The sequence below is a fragment of the Rhizobium rhizoryzae genome (genome assembly GCF_011046895.1).
Taxonomy (GTDB): Bacteria; Pseudomonadota; Alphaproteobacteria; order Rhizobiales; family Rhizobiaceae; genus Neorhizobium; species Neorhizobium rhizoryzae.
In genome coordinates, this window is record NZ_CP049250.1 from 2,157,905 (window position 1) to 2,183,204 (window position 25,300).

22 protein-coding genes and 1 tRNA gene are annotated in these 25,300 nt (G+C 56.5%); 15 read left to right on the plus strand and 8 right to left on the minus strand.

Going from position 1 to position 25,300, the window contains the following annotated elements:
- Positions 1-35: 35 nt before the first annotated feature.
- From G6N80_RS16325 to G6N80_RS16335, 3 genes are all read left to right on the plus strand, one after another.
- Positions 36-1,079: a DUF930 domain-containing protein gene (locus tag G6N80_RS16325; protein ID WP_165135330.1), complete on the plus strand. Its 1,044-nt coding sequence runs from the start codon at positions 36-38 to the stop codon at positions 1,077-1,079.
- Between the two features lie 13 nt (positions 1,080-1,092).
- Positions 1,093-1,515, plus strand: coding sequence for a secondary thiamine-phosphate synthase enzyme YjbQ (locus G6N80_RS16330; protein ID WP_062554045.1), 423 nt, complete (start codon positions 1,093-1,095; stop codon positions 1,513-1,515).
- 105 nt (positions 1,516-1,620) lie between these two features.
- Complete coding sequence (locus G6N80_RS16335; RefSeq protein ID WP_062554046.1) at positions 1,621-2,007, plus strand: hypothetical protein; 387 nt, start codon at positions 1,621-1,623, stop codon at positions 2,005-2,007.
- 217 nt (positions 2,008-2,224) lie between these two features.
- Here G6N80_RS16335 and G6N80_RS16340 read toward each other — a convergent pair whose 3' ends face one another.
- The gene (locus G6N80_RS16340; protein WP_165135333.1) at positions 2,225-3,103 is read right to left on the minus strand and encodes a LysR family transcriptional regulator; all 879 of its coding nucleotides are present in this window, start codon (positions 3,101-3,103) and stop codon (positions 2,225-2,227) included.
- 212 nt (positions 3,104-3,315) lie between these two features.
- On the opposite strand from G6N80_RS16340, the gene G6N80_RS16345 reads away from it, so the two are divergent.
- The 6 genes from G6N80_RS16345 (at position 3,316) to G6N80_RS16370 (ending at position 8,968) form a co-directional block, all read left to right on the plus strand.
- On the plus strand, positions 3,316-4,158 hold the full coding sequence (locus tag G6N80_RS16345) for a 2OG-Fe(II) oxygenase (RefSeq protein ID WP_165135336.1): 843 nt from the start codon (positions 3,316-3,318) through the stop codon (positions 4,156-4,158).
- A gap of 250 nt (positions 4,159-4,408) precedes the next feature.
- Positions 4,409-4,978, plus strand: a complete 570-nt coding sequence (locus tag G6N80_RS16350) for a 2OG-Fe(II) oxygenase (RefSeq protein ID WP_165135339.1) — start codon at positions 4,409-4,411, stop codon at positions 4,976-4,978.
- Positions 4,969-6,267, plus strand: coding sequence for an MFS transporter (locus G6N80_RS16355; RefSeq protein WP_062554049.1), 1,299 nt, complete (start codon positions 4,969-4,971; stop codon positions 6,265-6,267). The genes G6N80_RS16350 and G6N80_RS16355 overlap by 10 nt, the downstream gene beginning before the upstream one ends.
- A gap of 339 nt (positions 6,268-6,606) precedes the next feature.
- Positions 6,607-7,428 carry a GNAT family N-acetyltransferase gene (locus tag G6N80_RS16360; RefSeq protein ID WP_246251422.1) on the plus strand — a complete coding sequence of 274 codons (822 nt, stop codon included), beginning with the start codon at positions 6,607-6,609 and terminating at the stop codon, positions 7,426-7,428.
- Positions 7,425-7,970: a formyltransferase family protein gene (locus G6N80_RS16365; RefSeq protein WP_165135342.1), complete on the plus strand. Its 546-nt coding sequence runs from the start codon at positions 7,425-7,427 to the stop codon at positions 7,968-7,970. The genes G6N80_RS16360 and G6N80_RS16365 overlap by 4 nt, the downstream gene beginning before the upstream one ends.
- A 71-nt stretch (positions 7,971-8,041) precedes the next feature.
- Complete coding sequence (locus G6N80_RS16370; RefSeq protein ID WP_165135345.1) at positions 8,042-8,968, plus strand: DUF2971 domain-containing protein; 927 nt, start codon at positions 8,042-8,044, stop codon at positions 8,966-8,968.
- A gap of 192 nt (positions 8,969-9,160) precedes the next feature.
- Here the strand turns inward: G6N80_RS16370 and G6N80_RS16375 are convergent.
- Positions 9,161-9,236, minus strand: a tRNA-Ile gene (locus G6N80_RS16375).
- Between the two features lie 254 nt (positions 9,237-9,490).
- Here G6N80_RS16375 and G6N80_RS16380 point away from each other — a divergent pair.
- Positions 9,491-10,246, plus strand: a complete 756-nt coding sequence (locus G6N80_RS16380) for an SIMPL domain-containing protein (RefSeq protein ID WP_062554094.1) — start codon at positions 9,491-9,493, stop codon at positions 10,244-10,246.
- A 110-nt stretch (positions 10,247-10,356) separates the two neighbouring features.
- On the opposite strand, the gene G6N80_RS16385 is transcribed toward G6N80_RS16380, so the two are convergent.
- On the minus strand, positions 10,357-10,560 hold the full coding sequence (locus G6N80_RS16385) for a hypothetical protein (RefSeq protein WP_062554095.1): 204 nt from the start codon (positions 10,558-10,560) through the stop codon (positions 10,357-10,359).
- A gap of 358 nt (positions 10,561-10,918) precedes the next feature.
- On the opposite strand from G6N80_RS16385, the gene G6N80_RS16390 reads away from it, so the two are divergent.
- Positions 10,919-11,713 (plus strand): polysaccharide deacetylase family protein, encoded by a 795-nt coding sequence (locus G6N80_RS16390; protein ID WP_165135348.1) that lies wholly within the window; start codon positions 10,919-10,921, stop codon positions 11,711-11,713.
- Positions 11,714-11,832: 119 nt separating this feature from the next.
- On the opposite strand, the gene G6N80_RS16395 is transcribed toward G6N80_RS16390, so the two are convergent.
- On the minus strand, positions 11,833-12,063 hold the full coding sequence (locus tag G6N80_RS16395) for a hypothetical protein (protein WP_062554097.1): 231 nt from the start codon (positions 12,061-12,063) through the stop codon (positions 11,833-11,835).
- Positions 12,064-12,478: 415 nt separating this feature from the next.
- Between G6N80_RS16395 and G6N80_RS16400 the strand changes: the two genes are divergently transcribed.
- From G6N80_RS16400 to G6N80_RS16410, 3 genes are all read left to right on the plus strand, one after another.
- Entirely contained in the window at positions 12,479-12,691 is a 213-nt protein-coding gene (locus G6N80_RS16400) for a hypothetical protein (RefSeq protein WP_062554098.1), read from the plus strand.
- A 161-nt stretch (positions 12,692-12,852) separates the two neighbouring features.
- Positions 12,853-15,741 carry a hybrid sensor histidine kinase/response regulator gene (locus tag G6N80_RS16405; protein WP_165135351.1) on the plus strand — a complete coding sequence of 963 codons (2,889 nt, stop codon included), beginning with the start codon at positions 12,853-12,855 and terminating at the stop codon, positions 15,739-15,741.
- Positions 15,742-15,874: 133 nt separating this feature from the next.
- Entirely contained in the window at positions 15,875-16,498 is a 624-nt protein-coding gene (locus G6N80_RS16410; RefSeq protein ID WP_062554100.1) for a DUF2799 domain-containing protein, read from the plus strand.
- A 46-nt stretch (positions 16,499-16,544) separates the two neighbouring features.
- Here G6N80_RS16410 and G6N80_RS16415 read toward each other — a convergent pair whose 3' ends face one another.
- Positions 16,545-17,792 (minus strand): AGE family epimerase/isomerase, encoded by a 1,248-nt coding sequence (locus tag G6N80_RS16415; RefSeq protein ID WP_165135354.1) that lies wholly within the window; start codon positions 17,790-17,792, stop codon positions 16,545-16,547.
- A gap of 160 nt (positions 17,793-17,952) precedes the next feature.
- Between G6N80_RS16415 and metH the strand changes: the two genes are divergently transcribed.
- On the plus strand, positions 17,953-21,720 hold the full coding sequence (gene metH, locus G6N80_RS16420; RefSeq protein ID WP_165135357.1) for a methionine synthase: 3,768 nt from the start codon (positions 17,953-17,955) through the stop codon (positions 21,718-21,720).
- A gap of 177 nt (positions 21,721-21,897) precedes the next feature.
- On the opposite strand, the gene G6N80_RS16425 is transcribed toward metH, so the two are convergent.
- The 3 genes from G6N80_RS16425 to G6N80_RS16435 form a co-directional block, all read right to left on the minus strand.
- Positions 21,898-22,773, minus strand: coding sequence for a hypothetical protein (locus G6N80_RS16425; protein WP_165135360.1), 876 nt, complete (start codon positions 22,771-22,773; stop codon positions 21,898-21,900).
- Between the two features lie 605 nt (positions 22,774-23,378).
- Positions 23,379-24,242, minus strand: coding sequence for a protein phosphatase 2C domain-containing protein (locus G6N80_RS16430; protein ID WP_165135363.1), 864 nt, complete (start codon positions 24,240-24,242; stop codon positions 23,379-23,381).
- Positions 24,239-25,297 carry an ABC transporter ATP-binding protein gene (locus G6N80_RS16435; RefSeq protein WP_165135366.1) on the minus strand — a complete coding sequence of 353 codons (1,059 nt, stop codon included), beginning with the start codon at positions 25,295-25,297 and terminating at the stop codon, positions 24,239-24,241. Before G6N80_RS16435 ends, G6N80_RS16430 begins: the two co-directional genes overlap by 4 nt.
- Positions 25,298-25,300 lie beyond the last annotated feature (3 nt).

Here is a 25,300-nt window from a genome sequence, read left to right on the forward strand (position 1 = left end):
CGATTGTCTACGCCTATCCGCCTACATGTGGATGCATGCAGGATGAACCTGACCATCAGTCGCCAATTCAAGAGGCCTCTCCAAAACCCGGTTACCCGCTGGGCGCCGTGGCGTCTGTTGCCATTCACGTCGTGGTTCTTGGGGTCATTCTGATCGGTCTGCCTCACTCCGATCCGCCGCAGCCGACGGAAGAGACAGTGTCAGTCGAGATCGTTCCGCCGCCTGAACCTGAGCCGGAAAAGCCGCCTGAGCAACCTCCGGCGCCGAAGGCGGAAGAACCGCCGCCACCGCCGCCACCTCCACCGCCACCGCAGGACAAGCCGGATCCCGAAAAGCCTGAGGCTGCCATGCAGACACCTGTGCTTCGACCTGCATTTCAGTTCGGCGAAAAGGATAGTGGTCCGGAAAAGGCCCTGGATGGTGATGGCGCCGAGGCAGCCAAGCCAGAGCCTGCGCCACCTGTGCCGCAGGAAACACAGGCTGAAGCCAAACCCGTTGAAGCGCCGCAGGAGCCTCCGCCGTCCGCGGATGCCCAGACCGCCGAACAGGTTGAGAAGCCCGCTGAAGCCCAGCCGGAGATCGCCTTGCCGGAAGTCGGCACACCGGCCAACGCGGGGCAGGGAGAGGCTCTTGCCTCTGTTGTTCCCCTGCCGATGGCAAAGCCTGAGAAACCCGCCGATACTGAACGCAAGCCACCGGCAGCTCAGACGAAGGCTACCCTGCGGGAGGCCAGGAAACTCTATTCCGCCTCTGCCAACGGCGAAATGGTGGCGATGATGGCAATGGCTGGTGTGCCGCGGGAGCAGCGCGCATCACAGCTGTGTGCCACGGAATTGCGTGAGCAGTTGAAACACAGCAAAGAACGGTTCGACCCGGAATACCTGCCGAATATCCGTCTCCAGTCCGGCAATGTGATGCAGGTCGATCTCGCAGCTTTTCGTGCGTCCGGCGTCTGGTACGATATTCACTATCGATGCGAAGTGGATGGCGATGCAACGCGCGTGACGAGCTTCCAGTTCGCCGTGGGGGAGAAGGTGCCTCGCAGCCAATGGGCGGCACGCCGCTTCCCGGTTCATTGAGAAAGGCGCAAGCATGCCGCAGACGACGCTGAGGATCCCCACGCGGGGCCAGGGGCTTTACGAGTTTACCGAGAAGGCGAGCGCCTTTGTGCAGCAGGCCGGCACAATGGAAGGCCTGTTGACGGTTTTTGTCCGGCATACGTCCTGTTCGCTGATCATTCAGGAGAATGCCGACCCAGACGTCCAGACTGATTTGAAGCATTTCTTTCAACGGCTGGTTCCACCGAGCGACGACGCCTCGATGCGCTGGATGATCCATACGACTGAAGGGCCGGACGATATGCCAGCACATGTGAAATCTGCGCTGACGCAAGTATCGATCGGAATCCCAGTCATGGCTGGTCGTCTGGTCCTTGGCACATGGCAGGGGATCTACCTCTTCGAACACCGTGACAGGCCTCATCAACGCGAGGTGGTCTTGCATGTGTCTTCATGAGCAGATGAATGCTTTCTGAATGCGAAATTCGGAACCTGTTCAGAAGTTTGGTGCTATTTCTCCACCATCGCCGTAGAGGCCAAGAATTAGCCGGAGACCCCGCCCATGAAAATGATCATCACCAAGACCGTTCTTGCTGCAGCCGTGATGGCAACGGCAACCTTGGCACCGCTTGCCAGTGCGTCAGCCTCTGACGATCTACGGATCCAGGTCCAGTTCTTCGATGGTCGTCGTGATGAGGGACCGCGCTGGGACCGTGGCCCGGATCGTGATTGGGGGCGTGATCGTGGCCGTGACTGGGGCCGCGATCGTGATCGCGACCGGGGCTGTGCTTCCTGGATGGCTGAGGAAAAGGCATCCCGCATGGGCCTTCGCCGCGCGCATGTGGTTGATGTCAATCGTCGTGTCGTTGTCGTCAACGGCTATGATCGCGGTGGTCCGAACCGCATCATTTTCGCCAACGAGCGTGGTTGCCCGGTCGTGAGCCGCTGAACAACGGGCTTGTTTTGATCTGTTCTTGCCGTCGATAGCGAGGGCTCCGGCCCTATGTCGACGGCATTGCGCCTGTCGCGATAAGGTGGATCAGAAGCCGGTCTGTTGGGACAAGTACAACAATATTAAGTAAGTCTATGAAGGTAGATCGAAAATTATTTCGATGTAGCCGCAATATTTGTATTTGCTTAGTTCAATCAATATATCAAAAAAGCGCCTAAACATGTTCCTTCAGGAAATCGACGAAGGCCCGCACTCGCGGAATGTTTTGGCGTCCTGGCAACATGAGTGCGGAAAGGGGTTTTGGATCCGGATCGTGTTGCCCCTCCAGAAGCTTGATCAAGCGACCGTCAGCCAGTGCGGGCTCGCCTAGAAAATCTCCTAACCTGATTATTCCAACACCAGCTATCGCCATTTTGAGCAATGTGTCTGCGCTATCCGATGAAACCGATCCGCTGACTGCCACTTTTTCTACGACCCCGTCGCTGATCATCGGCCACAAGGCTTGCCCTGCAAATCCTGTAAGCAGCAGGCAATTATGGTTCTTCAGATCGGCTGGAGTTCTCGGGAAGCCTCTGCGTTCGAGGTAGCCCGGACTTGCGGCGATGATCCTTTTCACGGTTCCCAGGCGCGCAACAACCAGATCGCTATCTTGTAAGGAACCGACTCGAATTGTGACGTCGATTTGCTCTTCCATCGGATCGATCCGCTGGTCCGAAACCGCCACATCAATCGTCACATCCGGAAATCGCAAGAGAAATTCGGGGAGTATGGGGGCCAGCTTGTAGTGCGCAAAAGCGGTTCCGCAGTTGACCCGCAGGTGGCCTTTGACCTGCCCGGCCTTTTGATAGATGTCCGCTGCCGCTGCGTCAGCCAAAATAGTCATCTGACGAGCGTAGCCTAAAAGAACATGGCCTTCTGGCGTGAACACCAGTCTTCGCGTGGAGCGGTGAACCAGCTTTACGCCCAGCCGAGTTTCAAGCCGCGTCATTACTCGGGACACAGCAGAGGGACTAATGCCTTCTTCGTCGGAAACGGCTGCGAAAGTTCCTAGTTCGAAAAGGCGAATAAAGAGACGCATTTCTAGTGTAAGCATCTTTGCTTTCTACATTCGTGACGCAGACGCCAAACAGAGTTGCCTCCGGAGCGATTTTCAAGAGTTTCTATCTATACTAAGAGTTGCGCTCATCAATAAAAGCAAAAAGTCGGAACATCGAGGACGGAAACCTCCGAGGGTTTACCGTGAGCGTCCTATAATATTGTTATCAGAATTTTTATTATAATAAAAATATTTTATGTGGAGGGCATATGAGTAATTTGCAGGCAGTGAAAAAAGAAAACTGTCATGAGTTTCAAGAAACATACAATAGAGATTACGTTATTGAGACTACCAAATATAGTCTTAACAAGGATCATATTACAGCTCTGGCCAAGGGTGAAGTGCGCGTCGTCAAGGTGAAGGGGTTTGCCAACGGCCCTTCTTGTGACCTTATCAGCAAGGGGCAGACGAGCCTTGGCTTTCAGCCTTATATAAACGTTTCGGAAGTTCGTAAAATCGGCATGGCCTTCTACGAAACCGAAATGAAACAAGAACTCATCGACAAATACTTCACTGTTGCCAGTGACCACCAAAACGATTTTCGCAAGGCATGTGAACCCTTCGGTTCTCCGTTGGATACGCTGCGCGCGCTGCTGGACGAAATCTGGCCCGCAGGTGCTAATCTCCAAACGATATTTGGGCGGAAAATGTTCGTCGGCCTTTCGCGCATGGTCGAACCCGATACGACCTTCCTCGCTCATCATGACATTTTTTCTGAAGATGCTCCCGGCATTGAGGAAGCAGAGTCGCTTACTGCGCAATTTGCCGCAAACATCTACTTCCAGGTGCCAGACATCGGCGGTGAGCTTCTGATGTGGCACAAGAACATGACCACTCAAGAGTTCAATGAACGTCGCAAAGGCAAATACGGCATTGCCATAGAAGACCTTCCGCCGCCCGATGTGGTCATCAAGCCGGGTCGGGGCGATCTTTTGATTTTCGACTCCCGCAAGATCCACGCCGTCGCATCTCCGCGCGGATCGTCGCGTATGGCGGTCTCATTCTTCATCGGATATCGCGGGGAAGAATGCCCGCTCACATATTGGAGCTGAACCCATGAACGTGGCTATTCACAAGACTGCTCCCGCATCCGCTACAGACCCGGTCCGTGTCTCTTCCAGGCTGACCGCTGAAGACGTGGGGGCGTTGATCCGGAATGAAATTCAGGTTCTCCGGATTCCTGACTTCATTTCGCGCGATGCCTGCAAGCATATCACCAAGGGGCTCAAGTCCACGGGGTATAACGACTATCTGAACGCACCGAAGGTCGGCCGTATCGGCATGTCGTATTTCGAGACCGGCATGAAGCAGGAAATCATCGAACACTATTTCGATACGGCGATGGATAATATCAATCTCCTGCGAGCCGCCTGTGCGCCTTATCCTTGCCCGATGGACACCTTTCGTTGTGCGATGGACGAAACCTGGGCGCAGGGGTGCACGCTTCAAACGCTCTTCGGGAAAAAAATGTTTGTCGGACTTTCACGCTGCATGAAGCCTGGAATTCCACTCAAAGCGCATCATGACATGTTCGGACGACATGCACCCAATACTCCTGAAGCTGAATCCCTGATCAGCCAATTTGCGATCAACATCTATATTGATGTGCCAGAGAAGGGTGGCGAAATAGGGATGTGGAACGACGAGATATCGGATGCCGAGTTCCTGGAGCGGCGGGGTGGCGATTATGCAATTCCGCTCGAACACCTCGGACCTTGCGATTATTCGGCCAAACCCGAAAACGGCGACTTGATCCTCTTCAATGCCCGAAAACTCCACGCAGTTTTGCCCGGCGAAGGCGTGGATCGACTGACCATATCTGGTTTCCTTGGCTATCGAGGCGCGAAGGAGCCTTTGACGGTATGGAGCTGAAAGAACAAGACCGGGCCAACGGCCAGCTGGGTATTTTTGTCCTCGTGGTCTTTGCTGCCGGATATTTGCTGTCATCCCAGTTACGGGGGGTGACAGCGGCGCTGGCGGCCATGTTCACTGCAGAGTTTTCTTTATCTTCGGCCCAGCTAGGTTTGCTTGCCGGATCTTATTTCGTGTCTTTTGCGATCATGCAGCTGCCTATGGGCGCACTACTGGATCGGTTCGGTGTCCGGCTGGTTCTCGTGGTTTCATTGAGTGTTGCCGCGCTGTCCTGCTTACTATTTGCCAATTCGAGTTCATTCAACGGACTTTTCGGCGCTCGATTGCTCAGTGGTATCGGTGTCAGCGCCTGTCTTATTGCGCCGCTCACGGCAGCCCGCCTCTGGACGGCCGCCGCACAGCAACAACGCCTTAATTCATGGATGTTGATGGCGGGTGCGCTCGGTCTTGTACTCGGCACGCTACCATCCGAAAGCCTTGCAACCTCATTCGGCTGGCCGTCTCTGTTCGTGGCACTGGGCATTTTGTTCGCGGCGGTTGCCCTGCTGGTTGCGGTGAAGGCGCCGAAGCATAATCCCCAAGGGACAACAGGTATCCGAAGCTTCTTCCTCGGCTATAAAAATATCATGTCCACTTCCTATACTTGGAAGATTGGTGCCCTTGGGTTCTTCAACTATGCAATCCTTGTGGCTGTGCAGACCTTATGGATTGGTCCCTGGTTGACGCAGTTGAGGGGGGAAGATGCTCGCGGGGCATCGCTGGAACTTCTGTTCATCAACATCATCATGCTCGTGACATTTTTACTCATGGGCTACCTTTCTCCGAAGTTCAACACGTCTGCCCAGGACGCCGAGCGCCTGTTGCGCAGATGGACGCCGGCGAGCATCACGATTTTGATTGTCATCACGATCATGGGTGACAAGGCCGATTGGTACATGTTCGCCCTCTATTGCGTTACCGCGTGGCCGTTATCGGTCACTCATCCACTCGTGGGCCAGCAATCCAAGCCAGCAGAAGCAGGGCGTGCGATAGCATTTTTCAATTTGTTGTTGTTTGTCGGAGTTTTTATCTGGCAGTGGGGATTTGGTTTGCTCGTTTCCGCAATGTCACCGACGTTCGGAGTGACGCAATCCTATCAGATTGCCCTAGGTTCGCTCGCGGCCTTCTCGGTCGTCGGCTACTGGGTATTTCTGTCGGCCGTACCCAGACCGCGTCTCATTGAGTTGGACGCTTCAGTCTCTCACGGAAGTAAGACCCGCGCCGTAATCGCTCCGGCTTCAGAAGATTGAAGACGCTTTCGACAGCCGCACAATCATGGCCGTTGAACGTGGCGATCTCTGATCTGGTTCTGATGCATGTCGAACTGCTGCGCGAGCTCGACCATTTTCGCCCTTGATCACGGCGGCACGACTTTCGCCTTAAAGGCAGGCCTTTGGTTGCAGCGGAGTCGTTTCGTTGTACTGGCTCCTGTTTTCGGCAGCATCCGGTTCCGAGGCCAAGGTGAAGAGCAAGGCTGAAGCCACCGCACTGGCACGCAGGTATTCTCTAGCGATCGGCGGTATCAGGCGGCTTGGCCTGACGATCAGCCGATCATTGAGGCTATCGCGCCGAAGCGTGCCTTTGATGATGTGACGGCGGCGCTTGCGGCAGTCGGGCTGGGCTCTGTGCCCGCCTGGCTGCGGCCCTTCCATGTGCTGTCCAATGGCGAGAAGTTTCGGGCAGAGCTTGCCCGGATCATCTGCGAACAGCCTTCCGAAGTTGTCATCGATGAGTTCACCAGCGTGGTCGACCGGCAGATCGCCCGCATTGGTGCGCTGGCCTTTGGCAAGGCATGGCGGAGAACGGGTGGCAGGGCGGTTCTGCTTTCCTGCCATTATGACATCATCGACTGGCTCGATCCGGACTGGATCTATGACATGGCAACGGGTGCGTTCACCGGGAGGTATCTTCGGCGACGACCAAAAATCCAGCTGGAGATTCGCGAAACCAACTGGCGATGGTGGCCGCATTTTGAGCCGCATCACTATCTGAAACTGCCGCACATGATCGCTGCCACTTGCTATGTCGGCTTCGTGGAGGGCGAGCCGGTGGCGCATGTGGCTTTCTCCACAAGGCCGGGACTAGCTGAAGCCAGAGCCTGCCGCCTTGTGGTCATGCCGGAATGGCAGGGTGCAGGTGTCGGCGTTCGATTCCTCAATGCCGTTTGTGCAGAATGGAGGCGGGGAAACAACCGCTATGGCAAGCCGCTTCTGACGCTCTTCCATACCTCGCATCCGGGCTTGGCGGCGGCGCTGCGTCGGGACAGCAACTGGGCCCAAGTCTCTGCCGTTCTCTATGGTCCGGGCAAACAGAAGAGCGCGCTCGGCCGTGGCATGAAGACAGGATATGGCGGGCATCTGCGCGCAATCCAGGGCTTTCGCTATGTGGAAGGTGCGGAGGACGCGTCATGAGGATCGGTATCATTGGCCAGAAGTGGCTGGCGGCCGAAGTCTTCAAGGCGCTGCGGCCAGTTCACGAGATTGCTTTCGTCGCCGTGCCCAGTCAACAAGACCGGCTATGGCAGCTTGCGATGGAAACGGATGTTCCTGCCTATTGTTACGGCGGGTGCGGGCTGGATGCGCTGGCAGGGCAGGCGGCTGATCTCATCCTCTGCGCCCACGCCTTCGTCTTCGTGCCCGCTCATATCAGAGAACAGGCCCGCTATTGCATCGGCTATCACCCGTCACTGCTACCGCTCCATCCGGGCAGACATGCGGTGGCTGATGCTGTTGCGGCAGGAGATCGCATCACGGGCGGCACGGTCTATCATCTGACCGACGCCATGGATGGCGGGCCGATTGCCTTCCAGGATTGGTGCTTCATCGGAAAGGGCGAAACACCGGCCGACCTGTGGAGGAGGGCGCTCGGCCCTATGGGGCTGGAGCTACTGCTCAAAGCCACTGACCATCTGGCAGTCTACGGCTTCATCCCAGCGGAGGAGCAGGAGCTTTAGATTGTTTGCGATTTCAATCGCAAGTATGCCTGACACTATTACCAAAGACGAGGTAGTTGGGATTCGCTTCAATGACACAAAACTTAGATCTGAAGTCTGTTTTCTATCCATTCGGCAGAAGGAAAATAGAACAACTTAATCAAGCAGGTGGCTTGCTGGCGCATTACACGAATTTGCCGGTGTTGGTGAGCATTCTTGAAAAGGGTGAAATTTGGCTGCGCACAACTCAGAAAATGAATGATTACCGGGAAATTGAATGGGGAGTTTCTCGTCTTCAGGAGGCTTTAAAGCTGCCGGGTGGGCTATATTTGAAGAAGGCGTTGAGCCACGTTGATCCTGAATTGTCCGCATACGTCGATACCTTTGCCAAGCGGAACGAGCAACTTTTCACTACCAATACTTATTCCAGCTCATTCACATTCCATGATCCCACGCGCGACCGCTACGGTCGCCTTTCGATGTGGCGCGCATACGGCAAAGTCGCTTTGATATTGGATAGCAAGGCGATCGCGGATGATCTCACCAGTCACGTGCGATTGACCGCCATGGCTTACATGGAAGCATCTGAAGTGAGTGAGCGTATGGTGGAAGTTGCCAAAAACGTTGAGGCTCATCAGGCGCAATTGCGGACATTTGATCGCCAGACACTCAGGGCCGAAGTATTCCTTATGCTCGGACTCGCTCAGCTATCGAATAAACACCCAGGCTTTCGTGAGGAGGATGAGTGGCGCGCCCTTTGGGTGGAAGATGTTCGATGTGATCCGCTGCTGTCGAAAAGTGTTGAAGTCATTAAAGGTCAGGAGGAGGTAGTCTATCGCCTTTCCTTAGCAGCTTTGTCCCGTGGAAATCTCAGCGCATTGGTTGATAAGGTCATGATTGGCCCAACAACGGTTGATGAGATGATCGAGATGCGCGATCGCGTAGAGGCGACTTTTACAAAGTTAGGATGGTGGCCAAAGAATGGTATTGAGTTAACTGAGATACCGCTGCGTGAGTAAGATATGGCCTGCAAGGCTGTCCACGCTTAAGGCGACGTGATGGTCTTACACGCTAATTGCAACGTTTGGAAAAAGGCCAACTTGATAGCGAAGCTAATTTTCATTTTTCCGGAACCTAGTGTCAAAATTCCGGATTTCGGCGTCAAGCTACAGTCAAAATTCCGGATTTCCGCGTCAAGCTACAGAGAGTAATGGTGGGCCCGGAGGGACTCGAACCCCCAACCAAGCGGTTATGAGCCGCCGGCTCTAACCATTGAGCTACAGGCCCGTGCCTTATGTGGAAGGCACAGCGAAGAGCGCAATGGTTCGCTCGTCGTCAGGAAACGGGCTGTAACGCAAAAAATGGTTGTCAGCAAGCGCTGCCGTAATGGCTACACAATCGCAGTGCAGCTATCACTCCTGTTCCACAGCTTTCGGTGCAAGGAGCCTATCCTCTGTGCGCGGCAGCGGTCAGGTCGCATCAATGTTCGAGCCGGGCATTACAATGTTTCGGCAGACTTGAAATCATAAACGGAGAAATTCATGTCCTTCCGTCTTCGTCCATCTGTCCCTGCAAAAGCAGCTAGCCTCGCGCTGATGGCAAGCCTTGTGCTGCCTGCCGTTTCGTTTGCGCAGGCGCCGCCTCCACCACCGCAACCAAGGGCGATCACCGTTTCAGGCGAGGGAACTGCCAGCATCGCGCCAGACATGGCCATCGTCAATCTTTCGGTCACGCGCATGGCGGAAACGGCTCAAGCTGCGCTTGCCCAGAACAATGAGGCGGTGCGATCGGTGCTCGACGCGCTGAAGGCGAACGGGGTAGCGGATCGGGATATTCAGACCGGCGATTTTTCGATATTCCCACGCTACAGTGATCGGCAGCCCACGCCACAAAACACCAATCAACAACCGGTCATTATCGGGTATCAGGTCACGAATTCCCTGACTGTTCGTGTGCGCGAATTGTCGAAGCTGGGCGGGCTGATCGATCAATCCGTGAAACTCGGCGTCAATCAGGGCGGACAGATCACCTTCACCAACCATGAGCCGAAAGCTGCCTATCAGAATGCGCGGCGCAAGGCCGTCGAAGATGCAATGGAAAAGGCGAAGACCTTGGCCGAGGCCGCCGGAGTGATGCTAGGGCCTGTCGCCACTATTTCCGAAACCAATCTGCAGCCGGTTGCGCCCGCTCCAATGATGCGGATGGCGATGGCGAAAGAGGCCGATTCCGTGCCTGTGGCGGGAGGTGAAACGACTTATACGGTGACCGTCGAAATGCGGTTCGATATCCGGCCCTGATCATGTGCCAAGCGATCCCGGTTTGAAACCGGGGTTGCTTGAATGCAGCTCATCGCAGTCGGAGGGCGAGCCAAGCGCTCGCAACGCCCGCTGGATCGTTGGGCGAGATACTAAATTGCGAACATGATGCGGAGTTTGCGTTCATCTCTGAGGCCGCGGCGGTAGAGATCCATCATCGTCGTGGCCAGCATTTTCGCCTCAACGTCAGTCTTGGCGTAACCCTGCTTGCGCAGCGCACGATTAAACAGGCGCTGCAACATTGCCAGCTCATAGGGCATGAGGACACCCTCGGGCGCCGGATAATCGAATTTCATTGCAACAACTCCACAACCTGTACCACCTGGTACCGATGCTTGTGATTCAGCATAGTTCAATGTGCGTTGATCTTCCAAGTTCCCTGCCGTGCACATTGCAAATTTGCAACCTTATATCTTGAAATTATCAACATGATCCAAAATGAAACATGTTGCGACAGACTAGTCCGAAATGCCGCGCCTTTCAAAGCAACGATTGGCCAAGCGGCCATTCTGTCCTTGCTTTTGGTATACGAAGACTTCCCGATTTATCATATTTGTTCCGAAGTGATACATGAAAAAATGAGATGACAACCAAATTTCGCCACTGTCTTATAGCGGACGATCAAGCCGAAATGGAACTGGTTGGAAATCGGATATGCGCACGTTCGCTCTGCTTGGTTTGGTGTGTCTTGCTGCGCCCGCTCTGGCTGCCGGGGAAACACAGGTTGCTGTCAATGGGCCTGCGGCCAATGTAGCACCACATTCCGCCGCAGCGCGTGCGTTGTTGGAACCGAAGTTGAAGCTCGGCGGTGCGCCGTCCGGCACCGCACCGCGTGTGGCGCTGACGTTTGACGCATGCATGGGGCAGGCCGATGCCCGCATTCTATCCACTCTCGTCGACGAACGCATTCCGGCGACACTGTTCGTCACGGCGCGGTGGCTTCGAAACAACGCGGACGCCATTGCGATCCTGCGTGCGCATCCCGACCTGTTCGACATTGAGAACCACGGCGAAAATCATATTCCGGCCGTGGACGTGCCAGTCAAGATCTATGGCATTCCCGCGGCCGGCAGCAGCGCCGCCGTCGAGCGGGAGGTGGCCGCTGGTGCCGCGGCGGTAACAGCCGCGGGATTCTCATCGCCACGCTGGTTTCGTGGCGCGACCGCCAAATATGACGAAAGCGCTATCCATCAGATCCGGCAGATGGGATACAAGATTGCCGGCTACTCCCTGAACGGCGATGGCGGCTCGCTGCTTGGAGCAGTAATGACGGAGCGCAAGATCGCTGGCGCAAGGGATGGCGATGTCGTGATCGCCCATATCAACCAGCCGACGCATGAGGCTGGGGCAGGGGTGGTTCGGGGCCTTATGGCGCTAAAGCGCAAGGGAACAGTCTTCGTGAAATTATCCGAGGTGGACGGCGAGGGCGATGCCGGGACGACCCGGTAAGATAAATGATGAGATTTCTACGTCCTTCAGCCGTGTCGCGCGCGTGGTAAGTAGCGCCGGGAAGACGGAATGTCTCAAACCGGGATTTTTGCGCTTCGATGACAGGACCGGGTGTCGCCTCAAGCGTTTCGACGCAGCGATTTCGCGGTATGTGCGAGGCTTTCGTCAAGCCGGGCGTAGAACTCATCGGCGCGCGTCTTGTGCATCTGGAGCTGCAGTCGGCTGATTTCACTTTCTGCGACCTGCTTCATCAGATCCTGAAGCGAATCTTCCGCGACGCCATCTGCACGCATGACCATCAGGATCAAAGGATCCGCCGCCAGTTCTTTCAGGGTCAGTTCGTGTTCCATGTCTCCGTCCTCCTTTAGTCGAATCGACGATGACGCACGATTGCGACAAAAATGAATCAGGCCTCTGAAATTCAGCACTCGCCGGTGTTTTAAACCGTCCACAGCCACCGTCAGCGGCATTTGTCTACAGGTCGGGCAAATTCCGCCGATAAACCAATTTGATTCCAGAGCCTTCACGAGACTTTTACTCTCGGTGTCTATTGTGGACATCCTGTGGAGGACTTGTACCGGGCGACTGTAGGTTGCCAAAATGTTCACAGATGTTCCAGCATCGTTGCCGAACGGAATTTTGCGAATTCGGCGGGGTCGATTTCGGGACAGGAATGGCACAGGTCCGGTGACGACTGGTGGCCAATCCGGTTGGAACTGAAGGGCGCATTGGCCGTTTTCGAGACGAAGAAGACGGGAGGGCGACATGATGAGGAAGTTCCTGCAGGTTTTGATGAGGCAGGCGGACGCGATGCAGGTGGAGGATCTCCAAGCTGCAACGGGAACCTACGCAGACGGATTGTTTCCCCTGACACGGGAAGAGGCGCCAGAGACGCGTGCCGACAGGATGCGTCACTCGTATCAGCGCGATACATCTGCTGCATCGCAACTGGCGGATAGCTTTCCAGTTTTCAATTGATCCTGAGCGGTTGTTGCGCCGCCTCATGGGCTGGTTGGACGAAATTTGCTGCAGTCGCGGTGCTGTGACCCGCTCGCCACTATCTATATCAAAATTCTTGTATAATTGCCTGACCGCTCTATAAACTGAGAAATTAGAAATGCGGGGCGCAGGGGTATTACATGTTTCGACGGGCCGGGCTGTCCGGAGAGGATATCGAAGAGCTCTTCAATCACTCTCCCAACCCCTATGTCATCGTCGATCCCGATATTGTCATCGTCGGCATGAACGATGCTTACCTTGCTACGACCATGCAATCGCGCGAAAAGCTGCTCGGTCGCAACATATTCGATGCGTTTCCCAGTGATCCCGAAAGCGCCAGCGGACGAATGCTTCGGCAATCCTTCGCCAAGGTGCTGAAAACGCGCCAGGTCGATCATCTTCCGCTCATTCCCTATCCGATCGCGGGACCGGATGGCTCAATGGTCGAGCTTTTCTGGAGCGCGACGCATACCCCAATTCTCGGGGAGGACGGAAGCGTCCGGTTTATTCTTCAGCATACGGTCGACGTGACCGAATTACATTTGTTGCGCCAATCGACGACCGGGTTTGATGTGCAGACCGGCGTGATGCGCCGTGCCGATGCCGTGTCTGGCGAAAACCTGGCGCTTGGCAAGGAGCGAGAATATCTGCGAAGCCTTTTCGAGCAGGCGCCGGGCTTCATGGCCATTCTGCGAGGCCCGCAACATGTCTTCGAAATAGCCAATGCAGCCTATACGACGCTGGTGGGACGTGATGATCTGATCGGCAAGAGTGTTCGCGACGCTCTGCCGGATATCGATGGTCAAGGGTTTTACGAGCTTCTGGATCAGGTCTACTCAACGGGGCAGGGATACAGTGCGTCTGGCGCCCGCGTGCTGTTGCAGCGGGGTGCCGCAACTTCTGCCGAAGAGATTTTCCTGGACTTCATCTACGAGCCGCTACGGGACAGTTCCGGGGCTGTCACCGGCATCTTCGTGCAGGGGCACGAGGTCACCGAAGTACGCCGCGCACAGGATGCCGCCAGAGAAAGCGAAGATCGTTTCCGCACGCTGGCTGAAGCCGTGCCGAACCACGTCTGGACAGCCATACCGGCGGGTATGCTCGACTGGTGCAATCTGCAGATGGCGCAATATATCGGGATCGATTCTGCCGATCCTCCGCCGTCGGACCTGCTGGCAGGGGCCTTGCATCCGGATGATTTGCAGCGGGTCCGCGATGTCTGGTCTGCGTCAGTTGCCAGCGGCGAGCAGTTCCAGGCTGAAGCGCGGGTCAGATGCCATGAAGGCAATTATCGGTGGTTCCTTTCGCGTGCTGTTGCTATCCGCAACGTGGATGGCGTCATCGTGCGCTGGGTTGGCACGAGTACAGACATCGAGGACCAGAAAAAGACCGAAACTCGTCTCGAAACCTTGGCGACGACCCTCGAAGGCCGCGTCGAAGAACGCACCGCCGAGCTGCTGAAAACGCAGGAGGTTTTGCGTCAGAGCCAGAAGATGGAGGCGATCGGGAACCTGGCCGGCGGGATTGCGCATGATTTCAACAATCTGCTGCAGGTCATTACCGGCAACCTGCAGCTTCTGGGGCGTGAACTCCCCGAAAGCGATCAGACGGAACGTCGGCTCAACAACGCTCTCGCGGCCGCCTCGCGCGGCGCAAGGCTCGCATCGCAGCTGCTGTCCTTCGGTCGCCGGCAGCCGCTTGCGCCGAAGGTCGTCAATCTCGGACGGCTTGTGCGGGAGATGGACCACCTCGTGCGCCGTAGTCTTGGCGAGGCGATCGAGATCGACACGATTGTCAGCGGCGGTTTATGGAATACGCTCGTCGATCCATCCAATGTCGAAAACGCATTGCTGAACCTGGCTATCAATGCGCGTGATGCCATGGACGGGCGCGGTCGCCTGACCATCGAACTCGGCAATGCCTATCTGGATGATCGTTACGCTCAGAACGCGTTCGATGTCGAAGCGGGTCAGTATGTGATGCTCGCTGTCAGCGACACGGGCTGCGGCATGCCGGCTGATGTTCTTGCGCGCGCATTCGACCCGTTCTTTACGACCAAGCCTGAAGGCAAGGGCACGGGGCTCGGCCTTTCCATGGTCTATGGCTTCGTGAAGCAGTCCGGCGGGCATATCAACATCTACAGCGAGGAAGGCAGCGGAACGACGGTGCGCATCTATCTGCCACGTTCCATGCAGGCAGAGGATATGCTGGCGGAGGAGACGGCAGGTGACATTGCAGGTGGCAACGAGACGGTGTTGGTTGTCGAGGATGACGATGCCGTTCGCGACATCACCATCTCCATGCTGGTCGATCTCGGATATACCGTCCTGAAAGCGCGGGATGCAGACAGCGGGCTGGCTATCATCGAGAGCGGAGTTTCGATCGATCTTCTGTTCACCGATGTAGTCATGCCGGGCCGCCTGAAAAGCAGTGAGCTTGCGCGAAAGGCAAAGGAGCGCCGTCCGGATATCGAGGTTCTGTTTACCTCTGGCTACACAGAAAATTCGATCGTTCATGGTGGTCGGCTTGACCCCGGCGTCAATCTGCTCAGCAAGCCCTATGGACGCGAGACACTCGCCCGCAAGATCCGGATGCTGCTGGACAAGGCCAAGGAACGCCAGTCCAGTTCCGAGGGCACAAAAGCGCCTCAGCAGACGCCCGCTCGTACGTCATCCATCCGCGTGCTGCTTTGTGAAGATGAAGCGCTGATCCGCATATCCACGGCGGATTATCTGCAGGATTTCGGCATGGTCGTTGTCGAGGCTGGAAATGGCAAGGAAGCCATGGAAGCCATTGATGGTGCCGCGATCGACATTCTGGTGACCGATGTGCATCTGCCGGACATGAACGGACTGCAACTCATCCGCAAGCTCAGAGAAGGGCATCCGAACTTGCCCGTCATCTTTGCAACAGGCGATCTGCATGTGCCCGGCTCGGAAGGTCTGGACCAGGCGAGCCTCATCACCAAGCCCTATGATTATGATTTCCTGGCCGCACGCATTCGGGACATGGTCGGGCGCAACCGATAGATCCTCCGTCGCCACTTGTCGTGACGGTGGAAAATCAACGAAGGCTCATAATCGGCAGGCTCAAAGACTAGCGCGTTAACGGTTTATTTGCTTATTCTTCCTCGACAACATCATACCTTGGGGGTCGAGGGGAATGCGTAAACTGCTGTTGCTCAGCGCATTGGGGGCAATGTGCCTTTTGCCGTCATGTTATTCCTTGTCAAAGGAAGAATGCGTCGCAGCCAATTGGAAAGTCATTGGCGATACGGATGGGGCCGCTGGCTATAATCCGCAAAGCCGCTTTGCGGATCACGTCAAATCATGCGAACGCGTCAAGGTCGTTCCAGACCAGACGACCTGGTATCAGGGATTTCAGGAAGGGATCAAGCGCTACTGCACGCCGCTGAGTGGCGCTCAGCGTGGAGAGGCAGGCGACGGGTACAACAATGTGTGCCCGCCGGATCTGGAGCCGGGTTTCATGCGTGGATATACTCTGGGCAAGCGGGTTCATGAAGTGCGTGAGCGCATGAATTCCATCAGGTCCAGCATCAGTTCGCGCGAACAGGATACCGATCAGCGCTACCGCGAACTCAAGAATGCGAAGGATCAGGATCGTCGTGCAATTCAGATGCGCATCGACGATAACGACTTCGAAATCCGCCGTCTGCGTCGCGAGGCGGATGATCTGAGCTACGATCTGTCCAACGCAGAGCGGGATCTCGCTGCTTTCCGCATGAACCCACAAGGCGACATGCGACCGCCGGTCCGGCGCTATTGATTCCTGAACGGAGCCTCCGCTGGAAAATAGCGGAGGCTTTTCTCTTTCAGAGGGTGGCTCCGTTTTCGGCGATCACCTTGGTCAGGCTGCCTGTCGCCGGGAACAGCGGAATGAGACAAGCCTGGAATGCGTGATAGATATCGCCCTTGCCGGGGAACAGCGTATTCGCCGGCTTCAGGTCCTCCGTCGTCTCTTCGAACCAGCCGCCGTTTTCACGATCAATGAAATGGGCGGCGATCGTTGACCAGATCTTGCGATAGCTTTCCTCGTGGAAGCTGTTCGGCACATGATGGTTGAGAAAGTGCGCGGCTCCAGCGGCTTCGCACATTGGCCACCAGAGCTTGGACCGCTTGTCGGGATTATCCTGCCAGTCCAGCGTATAGAAGAAGCCGCCCTTTGCGGTGTCCCAGCCCAGCGTCATGGAGCGTTCAAACAGCGCTTCAGCCGCCTGCGGCATCCAGCTTTGCGCCTTGCCGCCCAGCGCGTAGAGTTGCAGCAGCAACCGCGCCCATTCCAGCCAGTGGCCGGGCGTGGTGCCTGCCGGGCGGAACATTTCGTTGGGGTGGTAGTAATTGCGGTCGACAACCCAGTCTTCCGAGAAATGTTCAGCGACGCGAAAGCCTTCCTCACGGGCGCGACGGTTGATGAGAAGATCTGCTATGCGCTCTGCCTTCTGCAGATAGTGCCGCTCGCCGGTCGCCTCGAACGCCGCCATCAGGCTTTCCGTCAGATGCATGTTGGAATTCTGGCCGCGGTAGCCCGGAACCGGCTGCCAATCTTCAGAAAACTCTTCAGCGATGGCGCCGTGTTGCTCTTCCCAGAATTTCGTTTCCAGAATTTCGGTAATGTCTGCCAGCATTCTTTCCGCCAGCGGGTGGCCTATAACCTTCGCGGATGAGGCAGCGAGCAAAACGAAAGCATGGCCATAGCCCTGCTTTGAGGCATCCGCCGCACCTTCGTCATTAGCCTGCCAGAAATAGCCGCCATGTTTCTGGTCGCGGTGCTTCTCCCAGAGATAGCGCATGCCGTGATCCACGACATCCGCTGCACCCGGGCGACCCAGAAGATCGGCGATGGCAAAGCAATGAACCATGCGGGCGCTGGCGTGGATGCCGCGTGCCGGATTATTGGTGTCGAGCGGTACTCCTGTCGGATCGAGATCGTAGAAGCCGCCCTTTGGATTGATGGCCCGGTACTGGAAGAAGTCCATCAGGCCTTCCGCCTGCGCCATCAGCCATGTGCGATGATAAGGACGCTGAGCCCAGTTCGTTGGGTTGTGGCCGGCTGCACTCATGGACGATCTCCGGGGTTTGGAACTTTGAACAGAAAATGCGTATATCCTTTAGGCAGGAAACTGTCATGCTCGTGTCTGCGATATCAGTCGCTTAGATTGACATAAAGATATCTTTATGTGATTAAGCGAGTAAGGAATAAGGTGGTTTGAGGAGATGCCCGTGTTTGATCAGCTGTTTGGTCCCGAAGGTGCGTCACGAGATGGCAACGAGATTTTCGAAGCGCTGGCAAAAGCCGCGCGCGAGCGTATTCTCATTCTCGACGGCGCCATGGGAACGCAGATCCAGGGGCTGGGCTTCGATGAAGACCATTTCCGGGGGGATCGCTTTATCGGTTGTGCCTGTCATCAGCAGGGCAACAACGACCTGCTCATCCTGACCCAACCACAGGCCATCGAAGACATTCACTATCGCTATGCCAAGGCTGGCGCAGACATCATCGAGACGAATACCTTTTCCTCGACCCGCATTGCTCAGGCCGATTACCAGATGGAAGGCGCGGTCTACGATCTCAACAAGGAAGGTGCGCAGGTCGTCCGCCGCGCCATCGAGCGGGCTACGCGCGAAGACGGCAAGCGCCGCTTTGTGGCAGGCGCCATCGGCCCGACGAACCGCACCGCCTCCATCTCGCCGGATGTGAACAATCCCGGCTATCGTGCCGTGACGTTTGATGATTTGCGCTTAGCCTATGCCGAGCAGATCGACGGACTGATCGATGGCGGTGCCGATATCATTCTGATCGAGACGATCTTTGATACGCTGAACGCCAAGGCCGCGATCTTCGCTTGCGAAGAGCGCTTTATCGCCAAGGGCATCCGCCTGCCGGTGATGATTTCCGGCACGATTACCGATCTTTCGGGTCGCACGCTGTCCGGTCAGACGCCAACGGCGTTCTGGAATTCCGTCAGCCATGCGCGTCCGTTCACCGTCGGCTTCAACTGCGCGCTCGGTGCCGACGCCATGCGTCCGCATTTGCAGGAAGTTTCCGCTGTCGCGGATACCTTCATCTGCGCCTATCCGAATGCCGGCCTGCCCAACGAGTTCGGCCAGTACGACCAGTCGCCGGAGGCTATGGCGAAGCAGGTTCGCGAATTCGCCAAGGAAGGTCTGGTCAATGTCGTTGGCGGCTGCTGCGGTTCGACGCCGGACCATATTCGCGCGATTGCTGAGGCCGTAGCCGAATTCAAGCCGCGCCAGGTGCCTGATCACCGCTCCTTCATGTCGCTGTCCGGCCTGGAACCCTTCACGCTGACCAAGGACATTCCTTTCGTCAACGTTGGCGAGCGCACCAACGTGACTGGTTCGGCCAAATTCCGCAAGCTGATCACCAATGCGGATTACACGGCGGCTCTCGCCGTTGCTCGCGATCAGGTCGAAAATGGCGCGCAGATCATCGACATCAACATGGACGAAGGCCTGATCGATTCCGGCCGCGCCATGGTGGAGTTTCTGAACCTCATCGCTGCCGAACCGGATATCGCCCGCGTGCCGGTGATGATCGACAGTTCCAAGTTCGAGATTATCGAAGGCGGCCTGAAGTGCGTTCAGGGTAAGGCAATCGTCAATTCCATTTCGCTGAAGGAAGGCGAAGAGAATTTCGTCAAGCAGGCTCGGCTCATTCGTGCCTTCGGTGCCGCTGTTGTCGTGATGGCCTTTGACGAAACGGGGCAGGCGGACACCTACGATCGCAAGGTGGAAATCTGCCGTCGCGCCTATAAGATCCTGACGGAAGAGGTGGGCTTCCCGCCGGAAGACATCATTTTCGATCCCAACGTGTTCGCGGTCGCAACCGGGATCGAAGAGCACAATAACTACGGTGTCGATTTCATCGAGGCGACGCGCACGATCCGCAAGGAAATGCCGCTGGTGCACATCTCCGGCGGTGTATCCAACCTGTCCTTCTCGTTCCGTGGCAACGAGCCGGTGCGCGAAGCCATGCATGCCGTGTTCCTATATCACGCCATTCAGGCGGGCATGGACATGGGCATCGTCAATGCCGGCCAGTTGGCGATCTATGAGAACATTGATCCCGAACTGCGCGAGGCCTGCGAAGACGTTGTGCTGAACCGTCGCGCTGACTCGACCGAGCGCCTGCTGGAAATCGCCGAACGCTTCCGCGGCACGGGTGCCAAGGAAGCAAAGGCACAGGATCTTGCCTGGCGGGAATGGCCGGTGGCGAAGCGCCTGGAACACGCGCTGGTCAACGGCATAACCGAGTATATCGAAGCCGATACCGAAGAGGCGCGTCTTCAGGCTGATCGCCCGCTGCACGTGATCGAAGGTCCGCTGATGGCGGGCATGAACGTCGTGGGCGATCTGTTCGGCGCTGGCAAGATGTTCCTGCCGCAGGTGGTGAAATCTGCCCGCGTGATGAAGCAGGCGGTTGCCGTTCTGCTTCCCTACATGGAAGAGGAAAAGCGCCAGAATGGCGGCGATGAGCGTCAGGCGGCGGGCAAGGTGCTGATGGCGACCGTCAAGGGCGACGTTCACGACATTGGCAAGAACATCGTCGGCGTCGTTCTCGCCTGCAACAATTACGAGATCATCGACCTCGGCGTCATGGTTCCCGCGACGAAGATCCTCGAGGTGGCGAAAGAGCAGAAGGTGGATGTCATCGGTCTGTCCGGTCTCATCACGCCTTCGCTGGACGAGATGGTGCATGTGGCTGCCGAGATGCAGAAGCAGGGCTTCGATATCCCGCTTCTGATCGGAGGGGCCACGACCAGCCGCGTGCATACGGCGGTGAAGATCCATCCGAATTATCAGGCAGGGCAGGCGGTTTACGTAACGGATGCGAGCCGTGCGGTGGGTGTCGTCTCCAGTCTGCTGGCAGAAGGCGGTCGCGAAGACTATGTCGAGAACATTCGCACCGAATATGCCAAAGTGGCGGCCGCCCATGCACGTGCCGAAGCCGAGAAGACGCGGCTTCCCATTGCGCGGGCGCGGGCAAACGCCCAGCAGGTGGATTGGGCAGCTTATCAGCCCACTCGTCCGAGCTTCCTCGGCACGAAGGTGTTTGACGATTATTCGCTGGAAGACCTCGTGCGCTATATCGACTGGACACCCTTCTTCCAGACGTGGGAACTGAAGGGGCGCTTCCCGGCAATTCTGGAGGATGAGAAGCAGGGTGAAGCAGCCCGCCAACTCTACGCGGATGCGCAGGCCATGCTTGCCAAGATCGTGGAGGAGAAGTGGTTCCGTCCGCGGGCCGTCATCGGTTTCTGGCCGGCGAACGCCGTGGGTGACGATATCCAGCTCTTCACAGACGAAGCGCGCCGCGAGGAACTGGCAACCTTCTTCACGCTTCGCCAGCAATTGTCAAAGCGGGACGGGCGGCCTAACGTGGCACTTGCGGATTTCGTGGCACCGAAGGATAGCGGCAAAGCGGACTATGTCGGCGGCTTCGTTGTGACAGCGGGCATCGAGGAAGTGGCGATTGCCGAACGCTTCGAGCGGGCGAACGACGATTACTCCTCCATCATGGTGAAGGCACTCGCCGACCGTTTTGCGGAAGCCTTTGCCGAACGCATGCATGAGCAGGTGCGCCGCGAGTATTGGGGTTATGCCAAGGACGAGCAATTCTCAAATGAGGAGCTCGTCGCCGAAGCCTATGCCGGAATCCGCCCGGCACCCGGCTATCCAGCCCAGCCGGATCATACCGAAAAGCGGACCTTGTTCGATCTGCTGGATGCGGAAAAGACAACCGGTGTGACACTGACGGAAAGCTATGCCATGTGGCCCGGCTCTTCCGTCTCCGGCCTCTACATCGGTCATCCTGACAGCTATTACTTTGGCGTTGCCAAGGTGGAGCGCGATCAGGTGGAAGACTATGCGCGCCGGAAGGGCATGGAGATCGCAGACGTTGAACGCTGGCTTGGGCCTGTGCTGAACTACGTTCCCACTCGACAGGAGACGGAAGAGGCGGCTTGAAACCTTTCAAGCAAGCTCATGACCCTGTAGGAGTCGGCGAAATCCCGCAAGATTCAGACCTTTGACTAATCCTGTGCCCAGCTGCGCTGCGGCGTGGGCCATCCTCTTCCTGAACAGACAAAAACCCGCAGCGGTAAAGCTGCGGGTCGGATGTGCATAGGACAGTAATATCTTTTGTCAGGCCAGATCCATGCCGTCGCCCGGGCCGGGATTGGCCTTGCTGGGATTTCCCGGTGTAGGTTGAGACATAAAGCCGTCTGAGGGATAACTCATCTGATATTCGCCCTTGATCCAAAGCTGGTTGAGACCGTCTGGGGTTCGGATAACCACTCCGCCTTCAATGCCTGGAACAGGCGTACCGCCCGCCGGATTGCCCCATCTGTCTGTTTCTCTTTGGTTGCCCGGCGCCGGATCACCCGGCATTTGACCCGTTCCGCCGCCCTCTGTCGGCATTGTTGGCGAACCATTTCCGGCCGGTTGCGGCACTGGGCCGCCGCCGGTTGGCTGCGCTGCGCCCGAGTTTGGAATGCCGGGCAGGGATGAAACCGGGATCGGGTTGTCGCCGCCTGTCGGCATCGTGGGAGAACCATTTCCGGCCGGCTGTGGCGTTGGACCACCGCCGGTTGGCTGCGCCGCGCCCGAGTTTGGAATACCCGGAAGGGATGAAACCGGGATCGGGTTATCGCCGCCTGTCGGCATCGTGGGAGAACCATTTCCGGCCGGCTGTGGCGTTGGACCACCGCCGGTTGGCTGCGCCGCGCCCGAGTTTGGAATACCCGGAAGGGATGAAACCGGGATCGGGTTATCGCCGCCTGTCGGCATCGTGGGAGAACCATTTCCGGCCGGTTGTGGCGTTGGACCACCGCCGGTTGGCTGCGCCGCGCCCGAGTTTGGAATACCCGGCAAGGATGAAACCAGGATCGGTTTCCCTTCGCCAGGTGATACCTTTCGTGGCGAACCGCCATCACCCGTCGTTGGCATGGCGCCTTTGCTGTCGCCGCCAGTCGGTATTCTGTCGTTTGCTAATGGATTGGTCTGATTACCTATTTTCATGGCAAGCTCTCCTTTTTGCCAATAGAGGTAAGTATTTAATGATCTTATTGTATGTGCCAAATGCGAAATATGGTATTTTTCTCGCCATTTAGACTCTTTTATGGAAAATTTCAATGGCAATTTAAGAAAAATCTCAGCGTCTATACGGTATTTTATTTAATAATATTTTTTCATATTAATAAAATACGTAATTATTAATATTTTATATTTATTTTTATCTGGTCTTTTGATTATTGAGGCGATTTCAATTTCGTGAAAAAAAACTATCGAGCGGAATGTTTTGCTCTGCGTTTCCGCATTCAAATGATTCAGGGCGCATTGTTGAATATTAAAACCTGAGGCGCTGCCGAAAGGGTCGCGACGTTGAGCTTTGGCAAGCGCAATATTCCTTGCGGTTACCTCGCTTAGTCCATATTGCCGTGTGACTTCGGGTAGTAATGGCGCCTTTAATACAGAAAATATTTAAGGGAAACAATTGTGAAATTTAACTATAAATTTATGTATACGTAATTTTTTCTGTAATGAAATAATAATGATGGCGGGCTTTCTCGCCTATCCTCCGGAGATTTTGTTTGCGCCTGATGGAGTGGCAGACCTGCTTGGAATCAGCCGATCGTCAAAAGGATGGCCGTCGTATCGTCCGACTGCTTGTAACGCGGATAGGTAAGGCCATCGGGATCGACTTCGCGTTCCATATGGCGCAGCTCTGCAAAAAGCGGTGCGAGGCCTTCCGCCGCAGCACGTCTCACCAGTGAAGCCGCATCGTAACGCCCGTAAAGGCTGACGAGGTCTGCAAGTCCATCGGAGCAAACGAGTGCTGTCGCGCTTCCGTTTGAGTGGATTTTTGTTCGCACGAGGTGATCGGCAGTTTCGGGAACGAGACCGAGCGACCAGACGGTGCCTTCCGGGGTATTCTGTCGTTCGCGCCCGCGGCGCAATTTCTCCAGTGTCTGCGGATCGTTGACAGCACTGCCCGAGACACCGATGCCACCGACGCGCTCGATATGAAGGCGGGCTGCCGCCTGTTCGTTGGCAAAAGCATGCGGCAGTGCGGTGAATGTTTCGGCCTCGCCATTCTCATGCAGGAGATACACGACACTGTCTCCAAGGCCGATGAACTCCAAGCCCGTATCGGACACATGCAGAGCTGCCAACGCAGCGAGCGGCCAGGCATAGCGCGGCTGCTGGCCTGCAGTCTGCAGGAAGGTATCCCGCGCCTGTGTCGAGATTCCGCGTATGACCTGAACGACATCGGCAGTCGCGTTCAACTGGCGGGCAAGCCGCTCAGCGGCGAACTGTGCAATCCAGGCCGCGTCGGAACCGAAGCCCGGCATGAATTGCCTGTCGCCCAATCCGGTCGCTCCGTCCACGACAAAGGCGCACGCTTCGTTAAAGCCGAAGCGATCCTCGTTCGCGCGATCGGCCTTGCCCGGATCCGAGAGGGTTTCGACGATCTCGAGACGGATCATTCCGCGAGCAACATCAGGCCTTCAGGATTGAGCTGAATGGCTACTGGCTGGCCCGAAATGGGCGGCGGATTGTTGGGGTCGTTGAAGGCATCGAATGCGATGGTGCTGCCCTGCACATCGACTTTCGTGCGCACAACGGAACCGAGGAAGTGCGAGGAGATGACTGTTCCCTTGAGAGTGCCGCTCGAACTCGTCGGTGCAAGGCTCGCTGCTTCGGGGCGGAAAGCGAGCGAGACCTTGTCTCCTGCCTTCTTGCCATCGAGCGGTTTCGGCAGGACCAGGACGTGGTCTGCGATGGAGACGACGCCCGATGCAGGCTCGCGCACCTGCGCTTCCACGACGTTCAGGGTGCCGACGAAGTTTGCGACGAAGCGGGTTGTCGGTTTGCTGTAAATTTCAGAGGGCGTGCCGATCTGGTCCGCTTTGCCGGCGTTCATGACAACGATACGATCCGAGATCGACAGCGCTTCTTCCTGATCATGGGTGACGAAAACTGTCGTGATACCCAGCTGGCGCTGGATCTGGCGGATTTCCTCGCGCAGCGAGACACGGATCTTCGCGTCAAGCGCAGAAAGCGGCTCATCAAGCAGCAGAACCTGCGGGGCAGGGGCAAGCGCACGGGCAAGCGCCACACGCTGTTGCTGACCGCCGGACATTTGGTAGGGATAGCGGTCCGCCAGATGCTCCAGATGAATGAGCTTCAGCATTTCTTCAACGCGGGCCTTGATCTCAGCCTTCGGTTTGCCCGCGACCTTGAGTCCGAAAGCGACGTTGTCGAAAACGTTCATGTTCGGAAACAGTGCATAGGCCTGAAACACCATGCCGATATTCCGCTGGTTCGGTTTCAGGCTCGTCTGGTCTTTTCCGTTGATGACGATCGATCCATCCGAGGGGGTCTCGAAGCCCGCAATCATGCGCAGGATTGTCGTCTTGCCGCAGCCGGATGGCCCGAGGAAGGAGACGAATTCGCCTTTTTCAATCGACATGTTGAAGTCATGGACGACCTGAACCGGTCCAAATGCCTTCTTGATATGGGAGAGTGTCAAAAAGCTCATGTA

What these genes read in the sequence shown, in the direction of transcription:
- G6N80_RS16430 (WP_165135363.1), bottom strand. Translation starts at nt 24,242, where the DNA reads ATGATCCGTCTCGAGATCGTCGAAACCCTCTCGGATCCGGGCAAGGCC.
- G6N80_RS16330 (WP_062554045.1), top strand. Translation starts at nt 1,093, where the DNA reads ATGCCGCAGACGACGCTGAGGATCCCCACGCGGGGCCAGGGGCTTTAC.
- G6N80_RS16415 (WP_165135354.1), bottom strand. Translation starts at nt 17,792, where the DNA reads ATGAGTGCAGCCGGCCACAACCCAACGAACTGGGCTCAGCGTCCTTAT.
- G6N80_RS16385 (WP_062554095.1), bottom strand. Translation starts at nt 10,560, where the DNA reads ATGAAATTCGATTATCCGGCGCCCGAGGGTGTCCTCATGCCCTATGAG.
- G6N80_RS16405 (WP_165135351.1), top strand. Translation starts at nt 12,853, where the DNA reads ATGTTTCGACGGGCCGGGCTGTCCGGAGAGGATATCGAAGAGCTCTTC.
- G6N80_RS16350 (WP_165135339.1), top strand. Translation starts at nt 4,409, where the DNA reads ATGAAGCAGGAAATCATCGAACACTATTTCGATACGGCGATGGATAAT.
- G6N80_RS16325 (WP_165135330.1), top strand. Translation starts at nt 36, where the DNA reads ATGCAGGATGAACCTGACCATCAGTCGCCAATTCAAGAGGCCTCTCCA.
- G6N80_RS16365 (WP_165135342.1), top strand. Translation starts at nt 7,425, where the DNA reads ATGAGGATCGGTATCATTGGCCAGAAGTGGCTGGCGGCCGAAGTCTTC.
- G6N80_RS16395 (WP_062554097.1), bottom strand. Translation starts at nt 12,063, where the DNA reads ATGGAACACGAACTGACCCTGAAAGAACTGGCGGCGGATCCTTTGATC.
- G6N80_RS16410 (WP_062554100.1), top strand. Translation starts at nt 15,875, where the DNA reads ATGCGTAAACTGCTGTTGCTCAGCGCATTGGGGGCAATGTGCCTTTTG.
- G6N80_RS16345 (WP_165135336.1), top strand. Translation starts at nt 3,316, where the DNA reads ATGAGTAATTTGCAGGCAGTGAAAAAAGAAAACTGTCATGAGTTTCAA.
- G6N80_RS16340 (WP_165135333.1), bottom strand. Translation starts at nt 3,103, where the DNA reads ATGCTTACACTAGAAATGCGTCTCTTTATTCGCCTTTTCGAACTAGGA.
- G6N80_RS16390 (WP_165135348.1), top strand. Translation starts at nt 10,919, where the DNA reads ATGCGCACGTTCGCTCTGCTTGGTTTGGTGTGTCTTGCTGCGCCCGCT.
- G6N80_RS16355 (WP_062554049.1), top strand. Translation starts at nt 4,969, where the DNA reads ATGGAGCTGAAAGAACAAGACCGGGCCAACGGCCAGCTGGGTATTTTT.
- G6N80_RS16400 (WP_062554098.1), top strand. Translation starts at nt 12,479, where the DNA reads ATGATGAGGAAGTTCCTGCAGGTTTTGATGAGGCAGGCGGACGCGATG.
- G6N80_RS16380 (WP_062554094.1), top strand. Translation starts at nt 9,491, where the DNA reads ATGTCCTTCCGTCTTCGTCCATCTGTCCCTGCAAAAGCAGCTAGCCTC.
- G6N80_RS16425 (WP_165135360.1), bottom strand. Translation starts at nt 22,773, where the DNA reads ATGAAAATAGGTAATCAGACCAATCCATTAGCAAACGACAGAATACCG.
- G6N80_RS16435 (WP_165135366.1), bottom strand. Translation starts at nt 25,297, where the DNA reads ATGAGCTTTTTGACACTCTCCCATATCAAGAAGGCATTTGGACCGGTT.
- G6N80_RS16335 (WP_062554046.1), top strand. Translation starts at nt 1,621, where the DNA reads ATGAAAATGATCATCACCAAGACCGTTCTTGCTGCAGCCGTGATGGCA.
- G6N80_RS16370 (WP_165135345.1), top strand. Translation starts at nt 8,042, where the DNA reads ATGACACAAAACTTAGATCTGAAGTCTGTTTTCTATCCATTCGGCAGA.